Genomic DNA, 19,907 nt, shown 5'->3' on the forward strand with positions numbered 1-19,907 from the left:
CAATGACAGAATACAAACTTCGATTTAAGTACATTTTTTATTTTATCTTATCACTATTTGCAGTTTTGTTTTTTCGCGTGGTGTATCTTACCTACTTCAATGAAAACATCATCAATCTAAAAGCCAATAAATATGTCCAAAGAGGTACGATTTACGATCGCCGAGGCATAGAACTTGCGATCTCAAGAGAATCAGCCACAGTGGGGATCGATCCATCTAATATCTACGATCCAGAACTCACCGCACAAGAGTTAGGTCCTGTTCTTGGAATTCCAACAAACAAACTAATCGAAACCATTCGTGAAAAACAAAACTATTTTTTATTAAAACGAGAAATTGAATTATCCAAATCAGAGAAAATCAAAGCTTTATCATTACCTGGAGTGCGTGTAGAAAAGGAATATAAACGCATTTACCCACAAGGAAGTTTAGCTGCTAGTTTACTTGGTTTCACTGGATATGATGATGACAAAGCTTTGTCTGGAATTGAGATGTTGTATAATTTAGAACTTCTTTCTACTCCTGATGCAGAATCTTCAAAAGGAAATAATGTTCATCTAACAATAGATAGTATAATTCAATATCGATTAGAAAAATCCTTACAAAAAGCTTTCCTTCAAACAGCATCTAAACGTGGGATAGGAATGATCATGGACACGGAAACCGGTAGAATTCTAGCGATGGCATCCTTTCCAAGTTTTGATCCAAACAATTTTCAAAATTTTCCCGTAGAATCACATACCAATTGGTCCATCCGCCATGTGTATGAACCTGGATCCACAATGAAAATTTTCATCGCACTTATGCTCTTAAACGAAGGAAAAATTTTACCAGGAGAACGATTCCATTGTCCAGGTTACATTGAAATTGGTAAAACCATCATCCGTTGCACAGATAATCATGGCCATGTGAATTTGGATGAAATTTTGCAGTATTCTTGTAATGTTGGGATCATCAAAGCTGCACAAAAAATCGACGAGGCAACTTACTATCGTTATCTGGACAATTTTAAATTTGGAAAACGAACAAATTTTTCAATTCATGAAGCAAAAGGATACTTACCACCACAAAACAAGTGGAACAAAAGTACACCCTACTTTATGTCAATTGGACAAGGAGTTTCAGTAACACCTATCCAACTCATAACTGCCGCTGCTGCCGTTGTCAATGGTGGGATTTTATTTGAACCTTCGGTTGTATCTCAAATCACAAATTCGTATGGTGAATTGGTGCATGAATTTTCCATCAAATCGGAGTTACTTGGTATTAAGCCTGGAGCTGCATCAAAAACTTTAAATGCAATGGGAAAGGCTGTTTCGCAAGGAACCGGTAAAAAAGCCTATTTAGAAAACTATTTCATTGCAGGGAAAACAGGTACATCCCAAAAAGCAAAAGCTGGAGCAGGATACCAAGAAGGATTGTTTACAGCTAGTTTTCTTGGTTTTTTTCCTGCCGAAAAACCCAAGTATGTTGGTCTTATTGTGTTTGATGAACCTGGAGGAGAAGCTCATACAGGAGGAGGGATTGCAGCTCCAGTTTTTCGTGAAGTGGTTGAAAGTATCATTCCAATTGTTGAAAGAAGTGAAAAGGCGTTGGTTTATCGTTTACAAAATCAAAAGAACAAATTGTTCAAAGTAGATCCTAAACAGATGCCAGATCTAACAGGTTTAACGGCATCTGAAGTTCTCCAAGTCTTAAAACAGTTAAAAGTAAAATACACACTCGAAGGATCTGGGTTTGTGAAAACACAAGATCCAAAACCAAATACTTCACTGACTCCAATTGTGAATGTAAAAATTATCTTGGAACCTTAAGTGAACGATTCATTCCTTGCCAAAAATTTAGCGAGTTTACCCTCTCATTTATCGTTATTTTTACAGAACGAATCATCGAGTGCAGAAGGGTACAAATACAATCGTGTTTTATCAAAATCAGGTGATGATACTTTAGAAATTGATGGTGTTTGGATTCACAGCCAGTTTGATCCGAAAAAAGAAGCAATTCGATTTGTCGCAGAACTGCCACATGATGGAACCGAGCGTATCTATTTACTGTTTGGTGCCGGTATTGGTTACATCATTCCCTATTTATTAAAACGTAATAAAGTAACAATTCTTTGGATGGAACCTTTTCCTTTTTTAATTCGAGAAGCATTGAGCAAATTTGATTTTTCAGAATTTTTTTTATCGGGTAAACTTGTACTCATCACTGGGGAAAATTTAGAAGACCAACTTTCCGATGCTGTCAAAGGAAAGGGAACCCATCCCATCAGTTTTGTACCACACCGAGGGTCTTGGCAATGGAAAGAATCAGAGTATGTAAGGCTAAAACATATCGCCGAACAAATGTTTCACAAAAAAGATGTGAACCTTGCTACATTAACTCGTTTTGAAAAAATTTGGGCAAAAAACATTTGTTATAATTTGCCAGAACTTTCTCAGTTTCGTCCAGTTTCTGATTTGTTTGGGATAGCCAATGGTATGAAAATTGTCATAGCTTGCGCAGGTCCAAGTTTATCAGAATCAATTCCAGAACTGATTGAATACCGAAACCAATACCTTTTACTTGCTGTCGACACTGCTGTTCCGATATTAACTTCTTTTGGAGTGGACCCTGATTTGATTTATTCAGTAGATCCTCAAGCATTGAACAGCCAATACTTAGAAGATTATAACGGAGAAGGAATCTTAATCTTTGATCCAACTTCTACTTACATCAGTTTACGATTGGAAAAAGGACCAAACAAAGGTTTTGTGACGTCATCTCCCTTTCCTCTCATCCAATTATTAGAAAAAACTTCGTCCGGAGAGATCGGCTCTGTACCATTTGGAGGTTCTGTTTCCACAAATGCCGCTAGCCTTGCAACTCTTATGGGGGCCAAGAAAGTCTATCTAGTAGGACAAGATTTAAGTTTTACAAAGGGTCTTGCACATTCAAAAGGTGCCGTCTTAGAAGAAAGACTCAATTATTTAGAATCAAGAAAGTTTCGGAGAGAAAAACATAACTATAAACAATTGTTTGCCCTACCCCAAAAACAAGTCCTTGGAAATCAGAACGAAACTTACATTACTAATGAAAAAATGTTAATCTTCAAAAAATGGTTTGAGGATCATACAAAAGAAAATCCTTGGATCAATTTAACTAAGTTTGGTGCCAAACTTGAAGGGATGGAATATTCCAACTTTGAAAAAGAATTTTCTTTCGATCAAAATGGTTCACATAATCAAAATGAATTAGTCAACACAACCAAACGATTAATCCATTCGAAGCTCAAAGAAAAGCCAAATTTTTTTGACAAAACACTTCTTACAAAAGACATTCAAAATACAATTTCATCATTAAAAGATTTTGCGATCCTCGTTAAACAAGGATCCACTGTTTCCAAAAGAATTTACCAACAAATCCAAAAGAATCAAATCAATCCAAAAACCTTTTCGGAAGACATCAAACAAATGGATGGAATCGATGAACAGGTATCTCAAAAAAAAGGACTCAATGAAATATTGAGTTTGGGGATTCAAAGGGTGATCTTAACCATTACGGAAGGATATGATGACCATTTGAGTTTAGAAGAAAAAGAAAATGTCCAGTTAGGCGTGGCTAAGAAGTCTTTGTTATTATATGAAGGATTATATGAATCCGTTCAGAGTACCAAACGGATGCTCACAAAATCTTTGTATCGATTACAATCGATTAATTAGGATTCACTGAAAGGACTGTAAAATCAACTCTTCGGTTTTTAATTCGACCTGATTCAGTTTGATTTGAATCTATTTCGGCAGTTTCACCAAACCCTCTGTAGTCGAGTTGATTAACATTCACACCATTTTTAATGAGTTCGTCATAAATAAATTTGGCTCGTTCATCAGACAATATTTTATTTTCATCCATCTCACCAATGAAACAAGTATGGCCTTTAACGCGTACTTTGATCCCTGGATAAGTTTTGAGAGCTTCCGCTAAAGTCACAATTTTGTCTGCAGCTGTATCTTCTGTAGCCATACTTTGTTTGATGAATCGAATTTGTAAGTCATTGATATATCGAATCGCCTTTGCCTGTGAATCAAATTGATTGGAAACTTTCCCTTCTTGTAAAGGAACTCTATCCAATGACCTTTGGTTTGATGTTTGTGTTAGTGAAGATTCAGAGTTGCTTGTAGATACATTGGTTTTTGAATTGCGATTACAACTTCTCACTCCAAAAACTAACAAAAGAATCAAAAAGATTCCAAGAATTCCGTAAATCAAATATTTTCCTAACTGGCTTTGTTTAGGAGTGATTTGAAATTTATTTAGTGCTACTAATTCGTTGTATTCCGGAGTCGGAGCAATTTCATAACTTGATTCTTCTCTAGCATCATAAATCTCCATATAAGAGGATTCAGACTCATCAACAGTGATAGAAGTTTTTTTCGAGCGAGATGACTTTGTTTTAGAAGATGATTCTTTTGAGTTAGAAGATTTGGATTGTGATTTTTTCTTGGCGGCAGGCACGGAAATTTTTGCTGCCCACTTTCTTACTTCGGAACGAAGGTATTCGTCTGCTTCTGGTGAAAATTTAAAGTTATCTCGGATGTATTTGACAGTGCGTTTTTCAACATCAGTGTAATCGCCACCATCTTTGATGGCATCAAATAATGTTTTAGCTACGTTTTTACCAATAGGAGCTTTGCTGCGTTTGGTGGCCTTCTCTGCGATATCTAACAATTCATTGTCATATTGTTTACCACTTATGGTACGGTAATAACTTTCTGCCACTTCGAAGCTCCTTTGTAATACTATCGACCAACCTGGCCGTTCCATCCATTCTTTTCTTGTGATTAGTTGCTGAATCCGTCCAGAAATTGGTTATTTTTGATCTTATATTGTAAGGAACCGCGGCTGATACCAAGGAGTTTTGCGGCTTCCTCTTGGGTACTTGCTCTTTGAAAGGCTTCTCTGATCCAAATTGCTTCTAGCTTTTCGATGGCTAAGTTTAGGGATAAATTATCACTAGGGGAAAGGTTTTCCGTTCCCACACCCACTGCTGTGAGTTTACCACGTGACTCTTCTTCCCGTTTTCCATCTTGCTGGAAAGAATATGGTTCAAGTACTGTTTCTTGCGGAACTATAACAGCATATTGGATGACACTTTGGAGTTGGCGAACATTTCCACTCCATGGCATTCCAGTAAGTGCTTTTAGTGCCTCTGAGGAGAACGATTTGTTTTTCCCATATTGTTTATTATATTGGTATAAATAATGATGGGCGAGTAAAGGGATGTCTCCTCTCCTTTCTCTTAAGGGTGGAGTTCTGAGTGGAACTTCCGCTAGGCGGTAGTATAAATCCATGGAGAAAGTTTCTTTTTGAATGTCTTCCAAAAGATCTCGTTTACTACCCGAAAAAATTCTAATATTTAAAACATCTTCTTTTTTTTTCGTATTTGGATTTGGTATTGTTTTATCACGAAGTGTTTGGAAGAGTTTGGTTTGTAAATTGCTTGGTAAATCTCCAATAGATTCTATGTATAAGGATCCACCATTACTTTGTTCCAATTTTCCAGGATTAAATATTTTACCACTATAACTTCCAAAAAGTTCTGCTTCCAATAATTCATAACTCAAACCAGAGCAATCAACAGTCGAAAATGGACCATTTTTCCTTTGGGAAATATAATGTAATGCCTTTGCTACTAACTTTTTTCCAGAACCTTCTTCTCCAATGATCATGACGGAAATATCAGAGGGGCCCACTTGTCGAATTCTATGTTTTAAAAAAAGAATACTTGGATCATATCCTAAAATTTCTTCGACAGGATCTTCTTCCCGTTTAGATTTTTCAAAAGCTTCTTTTGCAATCCTTTCTTCTAAAATAACAATGGTTAACTGGGAAGCAAAAAGTGTTGCCTGGTTGATGATGTCAGGTGAAAAAAAGTTTACTTTGTCTGATTCTAAATTGAGAACTCCAACGGTAGAATCTCTTGTTAATAATGGAATCGCAAGTTCAGAACGAACTGTTTCAATTAGTTTGACATAGTCTTTATCTAAAGTTACATCGGGAACATAAATGATTTCTCGAGAGGATGCGGCACGGCCTGTCACACCTAAGTTTAACGGAAGTTTGGCTGCGATTTTTTTCTCCCAGTCCATACCTTTGGCCGCAACAATGGTAAGCACCTTTTCCTCTTGGTCCATAATGGAGATACTCCCAGTCGAGGCACCAAATAGAGTCAGTGTCATATCCAAAATGAAATTTAAACGATCCGTAATATTCGGAAGTTGTTGGATTTCCTTTTGGATTTTCCTTAAAGTGCCGGAAATATCCTGTTTTACAGACATCGGATTATACTTTAGCGTTTGCCTTTTGATTTGTCAGGTATTTTAAATATGCAATAATAAAATCTTCGAGGTCACCGTCCATCACTGCGTGTACATTTCCTGTTTCAAAATCAGTGCGATGGTCTTTTACTAAATTGTAAGGATGGAACACATAACTGCGAATCTGTGAACCCCAAGCTATATCTCTTTTTTCCCCGGCTTTTTTAGCATTTTCTTCTTCAGCTTTTTGTTTTTCCATTTCATAAAGCCTTGCTTTTAGCATTTTCATCGCCGTGTCACGGTTTTTGATTTGGGACCTTTCCATCTGACAAGAAACTACGATACCTGTTGGAATGTGTGTGATCCGAACTGCAGAGTCAGTTGTGTTGACATGTTGTCCACCGGCTCCTGACGAACGATATACATCTATACGTAAATCTTTTTCCTCGATGTTCACTTGTATGTCATCATCTACTTCAGGTGTCACATAGACAGATGCAAAAGAAGTATGCCTACGTTTATTTGAATCAAAAGGTGAAATCCTGACAAGTCGGTGAACACCAGATTCACATTTTAAATAACCAAAGGGATGATCGCCTTGGATGTATAAGGTGGCATTTTTAATGCCTGCTGTTTCACCTGGTTGGTAGTCAACAAGTTCAGCACGGTAACCTTTTTGTTCGCAAAACCTTGTGTACATTCGAAGCAACATATCAGCCCAGTCTTGTGATTCCGTTCCGCCAGCTCCTGGGTGGATGTTGATAAAGGCAGCTTTCCCATCATCTTTCCCGGAAAGAGCATCTAACATCTGCAAATTTTCAAATGATTCGAACATACGATCAAAATCATCATTTAACGATTTTAAACCTGCTTCCCCCATCTCTTCGGACGTAAGTTCAATCAAATCAGGAAAATCCAAAAGTTCCTTTTTAAGATCCAACCATGGATCTAATTTTAATTGAAGTTCATTCCTCTTTTGAGTTACATTTTTTGCTTGTTCTGGGGAGTCCCATAATTTGGGATCATTTGCCTTTTCAATCAAAGATAACAATCTATCATAATCTTCTTGGAAATTTTGTGATGTCCAATATGTTTGAAATGATTCTATCATTTCAGTGGTTTGTTTTTTTAATTCTTTAAGTGGTCTATCCATACTATATAAATCCGAAATAACTTTTAAAACAAAGAATCTTTACGCAAACGTTCCACTTCCCATTGGAAAGTAGTTTCACGAAGTTGTGGTGTATTTCCTTCTACCGTTCCAACTAAAGAATAACTGGTTTCTTTTCCATATGTATCAGGTAGTTTTTTTAAGATGAATTTTCCTGATTTGATGAGTTCAATCACATGGAGTAAAAATGGATCTTTTTCTTTTCGACTCATCTCTTCCATTGCATAATAAAAGGTAGATAATCCCTTATAAAACCAATCGATGTATTCATTTTTACCACGTGGCCAAATTTGTTCCAAACGAATCTCTGATTCTTGAACAAGTGATTTACCCAAAAATGGTTTTTGTAATACACGGCATTGGAAATAAATTTCAAAATTTAAATCTCTGTCCCCACCTTTTTCAAAATCCACACCAATCCAACGGATCCATGATTTTTTCTCTTTGATTGGTAAAGCAGGAATAAGGGCAAACAAATACCCTTGGTCTTTAAAGATCCTTTCATGTGCCAAATGTTCTAAAATTTCAAGTGGGATCATATAATGTCCCTTCGACCATTCGATCACATAAGGAATTGATTCCAATTGTAAATACTCTGGTGGTGTTTCCGTACGAGTGATATCACCAAACTGAGTCAAGATGAAGATGAACGATAAAAGTTCTAGGCGACTCAGTCCCGATAAAACACTAACAGATCCACTTAAGTTTTGTAATGATCTTCGAATCATCAAGTGTTGTTGGAGTTGCGTTTGGTTTTCGGATAAAATAATCCCTAGGTGTTTTTCAAAATTGCGAAGTTTGGAACGTTCGCAAGCTTTAAAATTACCCGAGAGACTAAATGGCACTTAAAGAGCTCTCCTACCTATATCTTTTCTGTAAAAAGTATTTGGCGCTTTCAATTTACCTAAGAAAACATAACACTCATCTATTGCTTCTTTCAGACTCTTGCCAAAAGAAGTAATACCAAGGATACGCCCACCATTTGCAAGGGTCGAAGAGTTTACTTTTTTTGTCCCTGCATGATACACTACCACATTCCCTTCGTTTGCTGGTATTTCCAAAACCATTCCCTTCTCAGGAGAATCAGGATACCCTTTTGCGGCAAGTACCACAACAGCAGAAGAACCTTGTTTTAACTTCAGATTCCGTTCCGGTAAACTTCCAGTTGCGGATGCATTGAATATCGGTAAAATATCTTCGTCAATCAGTCGTAACACACATTGTGTTTCAGGATCACCAAACCGACAATTAAATTCAACCACACTAGGTTCCCCTTCCTTGGTGATCATAAGTCCAACATAAAGAAGCCCTTTATAGGGATGCCCAGACCTTCTAAAATCATCTAACATTGGCTCTATGACTTTTGATTTGACTTTTGACAGAACAGAATCAGTTACAATTGGGGCTGGCGCGTAAGCACCCATTCCGCCTGTGTTTGGCCCGATGTCGCCATCGTATGCGCGTTTGTGGTCTTGAGCCGCAGGCAAACACATATATCTTTCACCATCAGTAATGACAAAAAGGGATGCTTCTTCCCCTTCCAAAAATGATTCAATTACAACCTTGTTGCCACTTTGACCAAACTTGGATTCTAAAAAGATTTCATCTAAGGCACGTTTGACTTCTTTTAATTCAAATGCAACGGTAACACCTTTTCCTGCCGCAAGACCATCTGCTTTAACAACTAACGGTAACAGTTCTTTTTGTGCATAACTCCAAGCAGATTCATGATCAGTGAATACCGCAAATGAAGCAGTGGGAACTTTTGCTCGTTTCATCATTTCTTTTGCGAAATGTTTGCTTCCTTCCACTTGCGCACAATAGGCAGAAGGTCCAAAACAAAGGATCCCAATTTCATCACACCAATCTGCAATTCCATTCACAAGAGGATCTTCAGGCCCAACAACCACAAGGTTTGTTTTTGATGTTTTTATATATTCAAAGAACTTTGATTTGTCGGTGATGGAAATCTCATTTGGACTTAATAAAACATCCGAAGAAAATCCTCCATTCCCCGGGAATACTTTAAGAGATTCCAAAACATTTGATTTGGAAATTGCATCCGCTAATGCATGTTCCCTTCCGCCACTTCCTATTAATAAAACTTTATATTTATTTTCCAATTTTTTCCAACGCCCTAACTGTACTTTCTAATTTCTCTTTCCATGTGTTGTATTTTTCTCTTTCTTTTTCTACAACATCTGGTTTTGCTTTTTCTAAAAAGGAAGGATTGTTGATTTTATTTTCTAATTTTTCCATCTCGGATTCGATTTGTTTTTTTTCTTTTTCCAATCTTTGTTTTTCTTTCTCAAAATCAAAAATCCCTTCTAAAGGTAATATAATTTCTCCAATCGAAAACGCTCCAACGGAATCTGTATTTTTTAATTCATACGAATCTAAAAATTCCAATGTTTCAGCTTTGGAAAGTTGGAGGATGGATTTAATCTCCCGTTCCATCATTTCTTTCAAATCTTGATTTGCACACTTCAGAATCACCTTACATTTTTTCTCAGGTTTGACACCGAGTTCTGCGCGCATATTTCGAATTTTCGTGATGATCTCACGAACAAGTTCCATCCGAACGACAGCAGGTGATAACGGAGAAACTCCATAAGCTTTTGGAAATTCTGTTTTTGCTAATTCTTTTGTATCAAGAAGAGAATGGATTTCCTCTGTGATAAATGGCATAAAAGGATGTAAGAGTCCAAGTGATTTTTTTAATACACTTACGAGAACTTGGCGTGCTTTTTCTGCAGACTCTGGTGTGACATTACCATACACTCGAGCTTTTGTTAATTCCAAATACCAATCGCAAAATGATCCCCATACGAAATCGTAAACAGCATTTGCCATTTCAAAAAATAAATAACCAGAGTATGCTTTTTCATACCGTGCAAACATTTGGTCGAATTCATTCAGAATCCAAAGGTCAGTGTCTTCAAGAGAATCTAAATTAAGTTCTTTTGGAGAAAAATCTTCCGGTAAATTCATAAAAATGAAACGACTAGAATTCCAAATTTTATTACAAAAAGACCGATAACCGTCTAACCTAGATTCGTCGAATAGTATATCTTTTCCTTCAGGCAAAACTGCTGCTAAAAAGAATCGAAAGCTATCGGTTCCGTATTTGGACATCATGTCTAATGGATCCACAACGTTACCGAGTGACTTACTGAATTTTTTTCCATCTTTGTCACGAACAAGTCCATGGATGAGAACCTTTTGGAACGGAACATCATCCATAAACTTCAGACCATTCATGATCATCCGAGCGACCCAAAAGAAGATAATATCAAATCCTGTTACTAAGACAGAAGTTGGGTAGTATTGTTTAAGCTCTTCTGTTTTTTCGGGCCAACCAAAAACAGAAAATGGCCAAAGCCCCGAAGAAAACCAAGTATCAAGTACGTCTTCATCTTGTTTGATGGTGTCCTTCGTTATCGAGATTCCTTTTTTCTCAAATAGAGTAATGGCTTCTTCTAATGATTCAGCGACCACCATATCTCCGTTTGGTGCATAATAAGCAGGGATTCGATGCCCCCACCACAATTGACGTGAGATACACCAATCACGGATATTTTCCATCCACTCAAAGTAGGTTTTTTCCCACATTTTTGGTTGGAACTGTACTTTTCCCGATTTCACCACTTCGATCGCAGGTTTGGCAAGGGATTCAATTTTGACAAACCATTGTGTTGATAACAGTGGTTCGATGACAGCTCCACCCCTTTGGTTGTGGCCCACACTATGAATATGGGTTTCAATTTTTTCAATGTAACCTTTGGATTCTAACTCTTCCACAACACGTTTACGCGCTTCAAATCGGTCGAGTCCATTGTATTTCCCTGCAAACGAATTTAGAGTTCCATCCAAATTCATGATGTTGAAAGGAGTTAATTTAAGCCTTAATCCTGCTTCATAGTCATTCGGATCATGAGCTGGAGTGATTTTGACAAGTCCAGATCCAAACTCTTTGTCCACAAAGGAATCAAATAACACAGGAATTTCTTTTTCAGCAATCGGCAAAAATACAAATTTATCTTTTAAACCCGAATAACGTTTGTCATCTGGGTGAGCACAAACGGCAACGTCACCAAACATGGTTTCTGGTCTTGTGGTTGCGACAACGATGTATTCCCCAGGGTTCAATGATTTTGGATCTTTAGATTTAAACTCAGCCTTCGGGTATTTAATATGGTAAAGTTTCCCTTGTTTTTCTTTATACTCCACTTCAATATCGGAAATGGCAGTTTTAGTAACAGGGCACCAATTGATGATTCGTTCCCCACGGTAAATCAAACCTTCATCAAAAAGAGTTCGAAATACTTTGATCACTGCTTTAGAAAGACCTTCATCAAATGTAAATCGTTCTTTAGACCAGTCGACCGATTCACCGAGTAACCGTTGTTGCTTGGCAATCATTCCACCAGAATGTTTTTTCCACTCCCAAACCTTTTCTATGAATTGTTCTCGAGTGAAATCGGTTCTAGATTTACCTTCCTTTGCTAACTCGCGTTCAACGACAACTTGAGTGGCAATTCCGGCATGGTCCATACCTGGAACCCAAACCACATTTTTTCCTTTTTTCCGTTCAATACGAATGATGATATCTTGGATGGTGTGATTGAGTGCGTGCCCAATGTGTAAATTCCCTGTGACATTTGGTGGTGGGATGACAATGGAAAATGTTTCTTTGCGTGAAGTGTCAGGTGCAAAGGATTGTTTTTCTTCCCAGATTTGGTTCCACTTTGGTTCTACAGATTCAGGATCATAACGGTCGGGTAGATGTGATTTCATAGGGTCGATCGATTTCTTGGACTTTACTATGTTTCGCAGAGAGTTTATGGGTCAAGGATGAAACACGATGCTTTAGGTTCGCATTGACAGAAAGCTGGTCTAAAAGAATCTGGTCGGCATGAACGCAAAAACAGCAAAAATCCTCGGCAAATATGCAACCTTCAAAGGTGTTTCAGAGAAACAATTGAAACGTGATTGGTTGTCTCTATCTCACATCGAGAAAGACAAAAAAAGACAAGAAATCCTAAAAGAAATCGCAAAGAAATAATCGAAGCGGAAGGTTCCTTCCGCACTTTTATGGAACGCCGATTCCTATTTTTTCTCTCCTCTCTTTTCTTAAGCTTCTCGCTCATCAGCCTCACACATTGCTCGAAACAAAGTGACATAATTCTATCTCAATACGATGGTTCCCTTTCTCAAGCGAACCAACTCAATCGTAAACTCATCGTGGTCTTTGGAGCGGATTGGTGCCCCGATTGTCGCGCATTAGATGCGATTTTTTCTGAGCCTGAAATCAAATCTATTTTGGAGACACAATTTGTGGTGATGAAAGTAGATGTGGGACAATTTGACAAAAACTTAAGTCTAAACCAAAGATTAGGTGATCCCATTCAAAATGGAATCCCAGCATTGGTTGTTCTATCTCCGAGTGGGGAAATCATCACTTCGACAAAAGGTGGAGAATTTTCTAATGCCAGAAAGATGACAAAAGAACAAGTGTTAGAGTATTTATACAAATTGTGATATCGAAACGCAAATTTTTACGAATTCACCATAACAAATATTTTTACATAAATAAGGACCAAAAATGAATCTTAAAACCAATTCCCTCCTCCGCCCATTGGCTAGTAAACCACAACGATTTGTTTTTCTTTGTTTGGTCTTTTTCGTTTTACTTACCTCTCACCTAACAGCTGAAGAAATCACGCCCCCAACATTGAAAATAGGTGACTTGCTCCCAGAGATCAATTATACCAACCAATGGGAAGAACCAAGTCCCATTCCCACTGATACTAAAAAGGTTTTGTTTATCTCCGATATGGATGCCAGTAAAATCATCCATCCCATCTTGGAGAAAGAAGGAAAAGGGTATTTAGAATCCAAACAAACGGTTCTCATTTCCGACATTCACAGAATGCCTTCCTTGATCACAAAATTTGTGGCACTACCTAAAATGAAATCTTATCCATATACCCTTCGTTTGGTGAGAGAAGAAAAAATAGCTGATTCATTTCCAAGAACAAAAGGATTTGTGACATTAATCCAATTGAAAGAAGGAAAGGTAACAAAAATTATCATTTCTAATCAGGAAGCAGAGGTGAAACAATTTTTGGTAGGGAATGACATAAAGTAATATTTCCGATGGAAAATGTTCGGTATCGAATTGGAAACATACATGATCTTTTCCAACTACAAGAACTATTTATAGAATCCATCACCAATGTTTGTAACAAAGATTATACGGATGCTCAGATAAAAAAATGGGCTTCCGGATCAGAAGATGAAAAACGATGGGAAGAAATTATAAACCAACAATTGGTCATTCTTGCGGAATTCAATCAAACCATCATTGGATTTGGCACATTAGACCGTCAAAACTGTATTGATTTACTCTATGTAAGTTCAAAATACCTTCGATTGGGCATCGCAAAACAAATTTACTACCGATTGGAAGAATTTGCATTGAACAGAAAAGCGAAAAAACTTATCTCCCATGTAAGTATCACAGCAAAACCATTTTTTGAATCCCTTGGCTTTGTTATGATCAGCGAAAATGTAATCAAACGAGATGATGTTAAATTTACGAATTATACAGTTGAAAAGAATATTTAAATTCCTTCTCTTCTCGCTACTAATCCTCTTTTTCAACTCATTCTTTTTCGAGCGTTATTACGTTCGTTTTCCTATCTACGAAATTGAATCCACAAGAATACCAAAGAATTTCGATGGGTATAAAATCGCAGTTGTATCAGACTTACATTATGGTTTTCTAAACCCTGAATTTTGGATTCGGTATGTAATTGGTTCTATCAATGAACAAAATCCTGATCTAATTGTTGGGCTTGGTGACTACGTCAAAAAAAGAAATTTTGTCGAAGAGTTGATTCATGTATGGAAATTACTTCCTCTTCTAAAAGCCAAAGATAGAGAAGTCTTCGTGAATGGAAATCATGATCATTGGGCAAATCATTCGCTTTCTCTTCGTTTATTAGAAGAAAGTAAAAAATCGATACGCAATCGAATTTTTGAAATCAAACTCGGCAATGAGAAAATCATCCTTGGTGGTCTTGGGGATTTTTGGGAAGACCACATTCCAATTGATCAAATCTTCCAACACACAGATCCAAAACAATTTCGAATTGCCATTGCGCACAATCCGGAATCAGCGGATACACCACATACAGTATCGATAGATCTTTTCATTACTGGTCATACCCATGGCGGGCAAGTTCGAATTCCCTTTCTTCAACATTCTCCTATCCTTCCTGTCCAAAATAAAAACTATGATTTAGGGATTCGAAATTCTATTTTCAACGAAATGGTTTTTATTTCTGCTGGGATTGGGTGGTCTATTTTACCTCTTCGATTCAATTGTCCTTCCGAAGTTCCCATCCTTATTTTAAAACACAAAGCAAACTGATGAATCTGATCGATCCAACAACAGACGCAAATTCTAAGTCATAGTGAATGATATTAAGGTAAGGATTCTCCAGGTTGCAACTGGTGCGCTGAGACTAAAGAATAAACAAGAAACAATTGTTTTAAGAGATTTAAGGGTGAATGCGATTTCTCATTTTGTTTCTCCTTTAAGCATCCTAACATCTCATTGAATCAATCAAAAAGAAGACAAAGTATAAACTTTGAAATCGCTACATCGCAAACAACCTTCCAAATCCCAAAAAGGTTAGATATCATACTTTTTTTCAAAATGGTACCAAAATCTACTTGATAACGATGTTCTTTATTTTATAAATCTTTCCCAAACGTTCATCGAATCTTTAGTAAGAGAGAAACCCATTATGGCACTTCCAAAAGTCTGTGTAGTTGGAGCTGGTTCGTCTGGAATCACCGTCATTAAATCCTTAAAAGAACATGGCATCCCCTTTGATTGTTATGAAAAAGGTAGTGATGTTGGTGGCAACTGGCGTTACAAAAATGACAACGGTCTTAGTAATATTTATAAATCCTTACACATCAACACACATAGAGACCGCATGGAATACCGTGACTTTCCCATGCCAACTAACTACCCCGACTACCCTAATCACGAACCAATCCAACAATACTTTCTATCATATGTTGACCACTTTGGACTTCGCAAACACATCCAATTCAAAAACGGAGTGAAAAAAGCAGAACGCACAGAAGATGGACTTTGGAAAATTACTCCAGAAAAAGGACCAACTCAAATTTATGATGTCTTAGTCGTTGCAAATGGCCACCATTGGAGTGAACGATGGCCAGACCCACCATTCCCTGGAAAATTTTCAGGCCAAACCATTCACTCACATTCTTATGTAGACCCAAAAACACCTGTTAACTGTGAAGGGAAAAACGTTGTCATCCTTGGTATGGGAAATAGTGCCATGGATATCTCTGTTGAATTATCAAGACCTGGTGTTGCCAAAAAAGTATTTTTATCGGCAAGGAGAGGTGCATACGTCATCCCCAATTATTTGTTTGGAAAACCATTAGACAAACTCACGGAATACACACCACATTGGGTTCCTTTTTTCATCCAACAAACACTCGCTCACCTACTGATTCGATTCGGTGTGGGAAAAATGGAAGACTTCGGATTACCAAAACCAGATCATAAATTTGGTTCTGCTCATCCCACCATTTCCCAAGACTTACTCGTAAGACTTGGCCGAGGTGATATCAAACCAAAACCCGTGATCACAGAACTCCGTGGCAAAAAAATTGCCTTTGCTGATGGAACAGAGGAAGAGGCAGATGTTCTAATTTATTGCACAGGTTATAATATTAGGTTCCCTTTCTTTGATGAAGATTTTCTCTCAGCACCCAATAATTACATCCCACTTTATTATAAAATGATGAAACCTGGGATCAATAATTTGTTTTTTGTTGGCCTCATGCAACCATTAGGTGCCATTATGCCACTCGCAGAATGCCAAGGCAAATGGATCGCACAGTATTTAACAGGCAATTATGTTCTACCATCTAAGGATGAAATGGAAACCTCCATCCTAAAAGATGAGAAAGCGATGAAAAAACGGTATGTGAGTAGCACAAGGCACACCATCCAAGTGGATTATGATAGCTTTTTGTATGAGATGAAAAAGGAAATGGAACGTGGCAAAAAAAAGGCAATGAAGGAAGGAAACCATTTGCCAATTGAAGCACGCGCGATGTACCATTCAGAGAGCCGTAATGTTTCTCCTTCTCGTAAACAAAAACAATTGGTTTCGAAATAAGACAATTGGATTCTTAATTGCCACAATTTGTCTCCATCTACTCGGAACAGGTTGTGTTTCCAAAGGGTATTCTTACCAAGGGAATCCACTCTTTGGATGGATGGAGTCTTCCGGAGAAGTTCGTATAACAGATCCTTTCCCCATCCTCAAACGTTACCCCTCATTCCATGCGACAGACTTTGAATTTCCTGTTGGCGGGAAATATGCCGATGGATATTACTTAGCCCAAAAATTTGGATCCGAAAATGCAAAGTTTGGTGGTCGAAAACATTTAGGAGAAGACTGGAATGCTCTTACAGGTGGGGACTCAGATTTTGCAGCCCCAGTGTATTCATTTGGGAACGGAGTGGTTTCAGAAATTGCCGATTATGGGGGAGGATGGGGGAAAGTGGTTCGCGTAGTCCACCATCAGAACTTGGCCAATGGGAATTTTTATTATTTAGAAACTGTCTATGCCCACCTCCACACTATCGATGTGGAACCAGGCCAACTGGTCAAAAAAACAGAATGGATTGGAACCATTGGTGATGCGGGAGGAAGTTACCCGGCTCACCTCCACTTTGAACTTAGATCCAAAGTAGGTGCTCCGTTAGGTGGTGGTTATGCACTGACAACAGATGGATTTTTACCTCCAACTCGTTGGCTTATGACATACGGTCCCAAAGAAAAGACCTTTAGTGAAGAAACCTTCCAATGGATTGGCGAAAAAAACGGAACTTTGTAGTTTTTATCTAATCCGTTTCGATACAAAAAGTTGAACCTTTGCGTAACGGGATTTGTGTTTCCCAACACGAAACCAACGTTAAAAACGATTAAAAACTTTTGATAAACTCCAACACTTCGTCTTCTTTTTCAGCATTTGTGTCATAAAAATTACAATGAATTTCGTATAGGTCTTCCTTATCCACCCTATCAGACTTTAATGTCTTCACGAGGAAGTCGATCGATCCTGTCATTGAAATCATTTTTAAAGAAATTTTTAAAATCGAAGGCACTTCAATGTCATAAGGATGGAAAAATTTGATCCCTCTGGCACTGATATGTTTTTTCGAATCATAATCATTCAGTTGTTCCAATTGAACTTCAAAGGTAGCAGGGATTTCGGTATAATGATTTGGTTTCATGGTCTTTGCGTATACTGTTACAAACATAGAATTGAGAATACTCATATTCAATTACTATTTTATTACGGTTGTATAAATCTTTACGCAAAAACGATATTAAAACCTGCAAGTAGGACAATTAAAATCACACCCCAGGCAAGAATCCTTGGATCCCAAAATTCATTGGTCCTGTCTCTATCTTCATACACTAACCCATGTAAGTCTCGATTTGGATCTTCTGATTCTATCAAACTCACTACTACCATCACCAAAAAACAAAACAGACCAGAGTAAATGGCACCGTAAAAATTGGAAACCATATCCGATTTATAATACAAATATCCATTCGCATAAAAAAAATAATGGATTAGGCCACTCGCAGTCCCCACTAACATCCCGTAGAATGCGCTCCACTTCGATGCTTTTTTCCAAAACATACCAAGTAAAAAAATTGAGATTAAGGGTGCATTAAAAAAGGAAAATAGTAACTGGATGTAATTCATAATGTTTTCAAATTGCATCGCAATGTAGGATGCAAAAATCGCAAACACAACTGCTACCATCGTACTTTGTTTTCCAATCTTTAAATAGGTTTTATCATCCTCATTGTGATTGATATAGGTTTGGTAAATATCATAAGTAAATATCGTATTCATAGCTGTGATGGAACTTGACATCCCCGCCATAAAAGCTGCAAGTAAAGCTGTTGTGCCAAGACCTAACATCCCTGATGGATAAAAGTTTTTTAATAAAATCAAAAAGCTTTTGTTATACTCTCCATTCATTTCAGAGGAATACTCAGCCAGTGCAATGAGTCCAGGAATGACAGTGAGGAAAGGCAAAAATAATTTGAACATGGCTCCAATGAGTGGAGTCCTTCTAGCAGCTCGAAAATCTTTGGCTGCCATTGCTCTTTGCACTTCCGCAAATCCACAGGTCCAATACGAAAACGACAAAACAAAACCAAGCCCAACAGTCACACTGAGTACATCCCAACCAAGTTCATTTTGTCCACCTGGAAGTCCCACCCACATATGTTTGTGAGACTCAGGGATTTTTTGCATGAGACCATCCCATCCACCTAACCTAGTTAAGCCGACTATGACCAATGGAAAAAGACCTAGCACTGTCAGAAAAAATTGCATCACTTCCGTATATATGGAAGAACTAAGTCCACCAAAGTAAGTATAAATCAGAACAATGAGTGCACTGAATAGAATGGATAAGTGTGGATTCCAACCAAATAAAGTTTCAAACACAAGGGACAAGGAATACAAATAAATTCCAGAACCAAGGGATAGTGACAACAAGGTGATGAGAGAATTGACTAAATGGGCTTGTCTGTTGAATCGGTACCGCAAATATTCAGGTACACTTCGTATCTTGGAAGAATAATAAAACGGCATCATAAAGATCCCAAGAAAGATCATACCGGGAATGGCACCCAAATAATAAAAATGAAAGGTCAAAAAACCATATTCAGCCCCACTGGCACTCATCCCTAACAATTCTAAGGCGGAAATATTTGCCGAGATAAAGGCAATCCCTGTGATCCAACTGGGGATTTTCCTCCCTACCAGTAAAAAATCAGAAGAATGGTTCATGGATCGTTTCAAAAGCACCCCTATCACCACCATAAAAACGACGAAAACAAGGATGATGAGATAATCAATGGGGCTTAAGGCAACAAACATAGGTTTGTAAGGGAAACCGAGAAAAAAAGTTTGTAAAGTGGAAATCGATGGAGAAGGACCGGTCACCTTGCTTAATATTTTCCTTAAAATTTTTCCAAACTCGCCGACATACTGAGTAACACTTTCTTTGAAAAAGACTTTTCGAATTATGTCGCATTGATAGATTCGGAACCACCAGGAGGATCTATGTTCTACCTTCTCTTAGCCCTTCTCCATGAAGATTATGCTTCTGGGAGAATTGATTTTGCGACCTATTTTGAAAATACGGTCCTCCTTGCCCTCGACCACGAACGCATCAAATCCAATTTAGAACAAAGCAAAGCAGCCTAAACGGTCAGTTTGTTTCCAAATCCTGGGAGGTTTCGCCAGTCCTTCCAGGAATTTTCTCCTTGTTCTGAGAAGTCCTA

18 protein-coding genes are annotated in these 19,907 nt (G+C 37.7%); 10 read left to right on the forward strand and 8 right to left on the reverse strand.

Annotated elements, in window-relative coordinates; all coding sequences use genetic code 11:
- Nucleotides 1-2: 2 nt before the first annotated feature.
- Both EHQ43_RS01760 and EHQ43_RS01765 read left to right on the forward strand, forming a co-directional pair.
- The gene (locus EHQ43_RS01760; RefSeq protein WP_135770002.1) at nucleotides 3-1,814 is read left to right on the forward strand and encodes a penicillin-binding protein; all 1,812 of its coding nucleotides are present in this window, start codon (nucleotides 3-5) and stop codon (nucleotides 1,812-1,814) included.
- A complete protein-coding gene (locus EHQ43_RS01765) occupies nucleotides 1,815-3,701 on the forward strand; it encodes a motility associated factor glycosyltransferase family protein (protein ID WP_135770003.1) in 1,887 nt (628 codons plus the stop codon).
- Here EHQ43_RS01765 and EHQ43_RS01770 read toward each other — a convergent pair.
- The 6 genes from EHQ43_RS01770 to EHQ43_RS01795 all read right to left on the reverse strand — a co-directional run bounded on the left by EHQ43_RS01770 (nucleotide 3,694) and on the right by EHQ43_RS01795 (nucleotide 12,264).
- Nucleotides 3,694-4,758: an OmpA family protein gene (locus tag EHQ43_RS01770; protein ID WP_135770374.1), complete on the reverse strand. Its 1,065-nt coding sequence runs from the start codon at nucleotides 4,756-4,758 to the stop codon at nucleotides 3,694-3,696. The two genes, EHQ43_RS01765 and EHQ43_RS01770, sit on opposite strands and share 8 nt — an antisense overlap.
- A 62-nt stretch (nucleotides 4,759-4,820) precedes the next feature.
- Complete coding sequence (locus EHQ43_RS01775) at nucleotides 4,821-6,317, reverse strand: sigma 54-interacting transcriptional regulator (protein ID WP_135770004.1); 1,497 nt, start codon at nucleotides 6,315-6,317, stop codon at nucleotides 4,821-4,823.
- 4 nt (nucleotides 6,318-6,321) lie between these two features.
- Nucleotides 6,322-7,449, reverse strand: coding sequence for a peptide chain release factor 2 (gene prfB / locus EHQ43_RS01780; protein WP_135753639.1), 1,128 nt, complete (start codon nucleotides 7,447-7,449; stop codon nucleotides 6,322-6,324).
- 23 nt (nucleotides 7,450-7,472) lie between these two features.
- Nucleotides 7,473-8,312 carry a hypothetical protein gene (locus EHQ43_RS01785; RefSeq protein WP_135770005.1) on the reverse strand — a complete coding sequence of 280 codons (840 nt, stop codon included), beginning with the start codon at nucleotides 8,310-8,312 and terminating at the stop codon, nucleotides 7,473-7,475.
- A complete protein-coding gene (purD, locus tag EHQ43_RS01790; RefSeq protein ID WP_135770006.1) occupies nucleotides 8,313-9,590 on the reverse strand; it encodes a phosphoribosylamine--glycine ligase in 1,278 nt (425 codons plus the stop codon).
- A complete protein-coding gene (locus tag EHQ43_RS01795; protein ID WP_135770007.1) occupies nucleotides 9,580-12,264 on the reverse strand; it encodes a valine--tRNA ligase in 2,685 nt (894 codons plus the stop codon). Before EHQ43_RS01795 ends, purD begins: the two co-directional genes overlap by 11 nt.
- 118 nt (nucleotides 12,265-12,382) lie before the next feature.
- On the opposite strand from EHQ43_RS01795, the gene EHQ43_RS19535 reads away from it, so the two are divergent.
- From EHQ43_RS19535 to EHQ43_RS01825, 7 genes are all read left to right on the forward strand, one after another.
- The gene (locus EHQ43_RS19535; protein WP_012387282.1) at nucleotides 12,383-12,532 is read left to right on the forward strand and encodes a hypothetical protein; all 150 of its coding nucleotides are present in this window, start codon (nucleotides 12,383-12,385) and stop codon (nucleotides 12,530-12,532) included.
- 29 nt (nucleotides 12,533-12,561) lie between these two features.
- Nucleotides 12,562-13,008 carry a thioredoxin family protein gene (locus EHQ43_RS01800; protein WP_135770008.1) on the forward strand — a complete coding sequence of 149 codons (447 nt, stop codon included), beginning with the start codon at nucleotides 12,562-12,564 and terminating at the stop codon, nucleotides 13,006-13,008.
- Nucleotides 13,009-13,072: 64 nt separating this feature from the next.
- Complete coding sequence (locus EHQ43_RS01805) at nucleotides 13,073-13,618, forward strand: hypothetical protein (RefSeq protein WP_135753643.1); 546 nt, start codon at nucleotides 13,073-13,075, stop codon at nucleotides 13,616-13,618.
- Nucleotides 13,619-13,626: 8 nt separating this feature from the next.
- Nucleotides 13,627-14,097 (forward strand): GNAT family N-acetyltransferase, encoded by a 471-nt coding sequence (locus EHQ43_RS01810; RefSeq protein ID WP_135740398.1) that lies wholly within the window; start codon nucleotides 13,627-13,629, stop codon nucleotides 14,095-14,097.
- The gene (locus EHQ43_RS01815) at nucleotides 14,057-14,905 is read left to right on the forward strand and encodes a metallophosphoesterase (RefSeq protein ID WP_135770375.1); all 849 of its coding nucleotides are present in this window, start codon (nucleotides 14,057-14,059) and stop codon (nucleotides 14,903-14,905) included. Before EHQ43_RS01810 ends, EHQ43_RS01815 begins: the two co-directional genes overlap by 41 nt.
- A 379-nt stretch (nucleotides 14,906-15,284) precedes the next feature.
- Nucleotides 15,285-16,703, forward strand: coding sequence for a flavin-containing monooxygenase (locus EHQ43_RS01820; RefSeq protein WP_135740397.1), 1,419 nt, complete (start codon nucleotides 15,285-15,287; stop codon nucleotides 16,701-16,703).
- Nucleotides 16,660-17,427: a M23 family metallopeptidase gene (locus EHQ43_RS01825; protein WP_135740396.1), complete on the forward strand. Its 768-nt coding sequence runs from the start codon at nucleotides 16,660-16,662 to the stop codon at nucleotides 17,425-17,427. The genes EHQ43_RS01820 and EHQ43_RS01825 overlap by 44 nt, the downstream gene beginning before the upstream one ends.
- Before the next feature lie 88 nt (nucleotides 17,428-17,515).
- Here EHQ43_RS01825 and EHQ43_RS01830 read toward each other — a convergent pair whose 3' ends face one another.
- Together EHQ43_RS01830 and EHQ43_RS01835 are read right to left on the reverse strand one after the other, a co-directional pair.
- Nucleotides 17,516-17,827, reverse strand: a complete 312-nt coding sequence (locus tag EHQ43_RS01830) for a hypothetical protein (RefSeq protein WP_135770376.1) — start codon at nucleotides 17,825-17,827, stop codon at nucleotides 17,516-17,518.
- An 80-nt stretch (nucleotides 17,828-17,907) separates the two neighbouring features.
- Nucleotides 17,908-19,566, reverse strand: coding sequence for a sodium:solute symporter family protein (locus tag EHQ43_RS01835; protein ID WP_244242595.1), 1,659 nt, complete (start codon nucleotides 19,564-19,566; stop codon nucleotides 17,908-17,910).
- Nucleotides 19,567-19,686: 120 nt separating this feature from the next.
- On the opposite strand from EHQ43_RS01835, the gene EHQ43_RS19540 reads away from it, so the two are divergent.
- Nucleotides 19,687-19,830: a hypothetical protein gene (locus EHQ43_RS19540; RefSeq protein ID WP_015677411.1), complete on the forward strand. Its 144-nt coding sequence runs from the start codon at nucleotides 19,687-19,689 to the stop codon at nucleotides 19,828-19,830.
- Nucleotides 19,831-19,907 lie beyond the last annotated feature (77 nt).

Source organism: Leptospira bouyouniensis (assembly GCF_004769525.1).
GTDB classification, from domain to species: Bacteria; Spirochaetota; Leptospiria; order Leptospirales; family Leptospiraceae; genus Leptospira_A; species Leptospira_A bouyouniensis.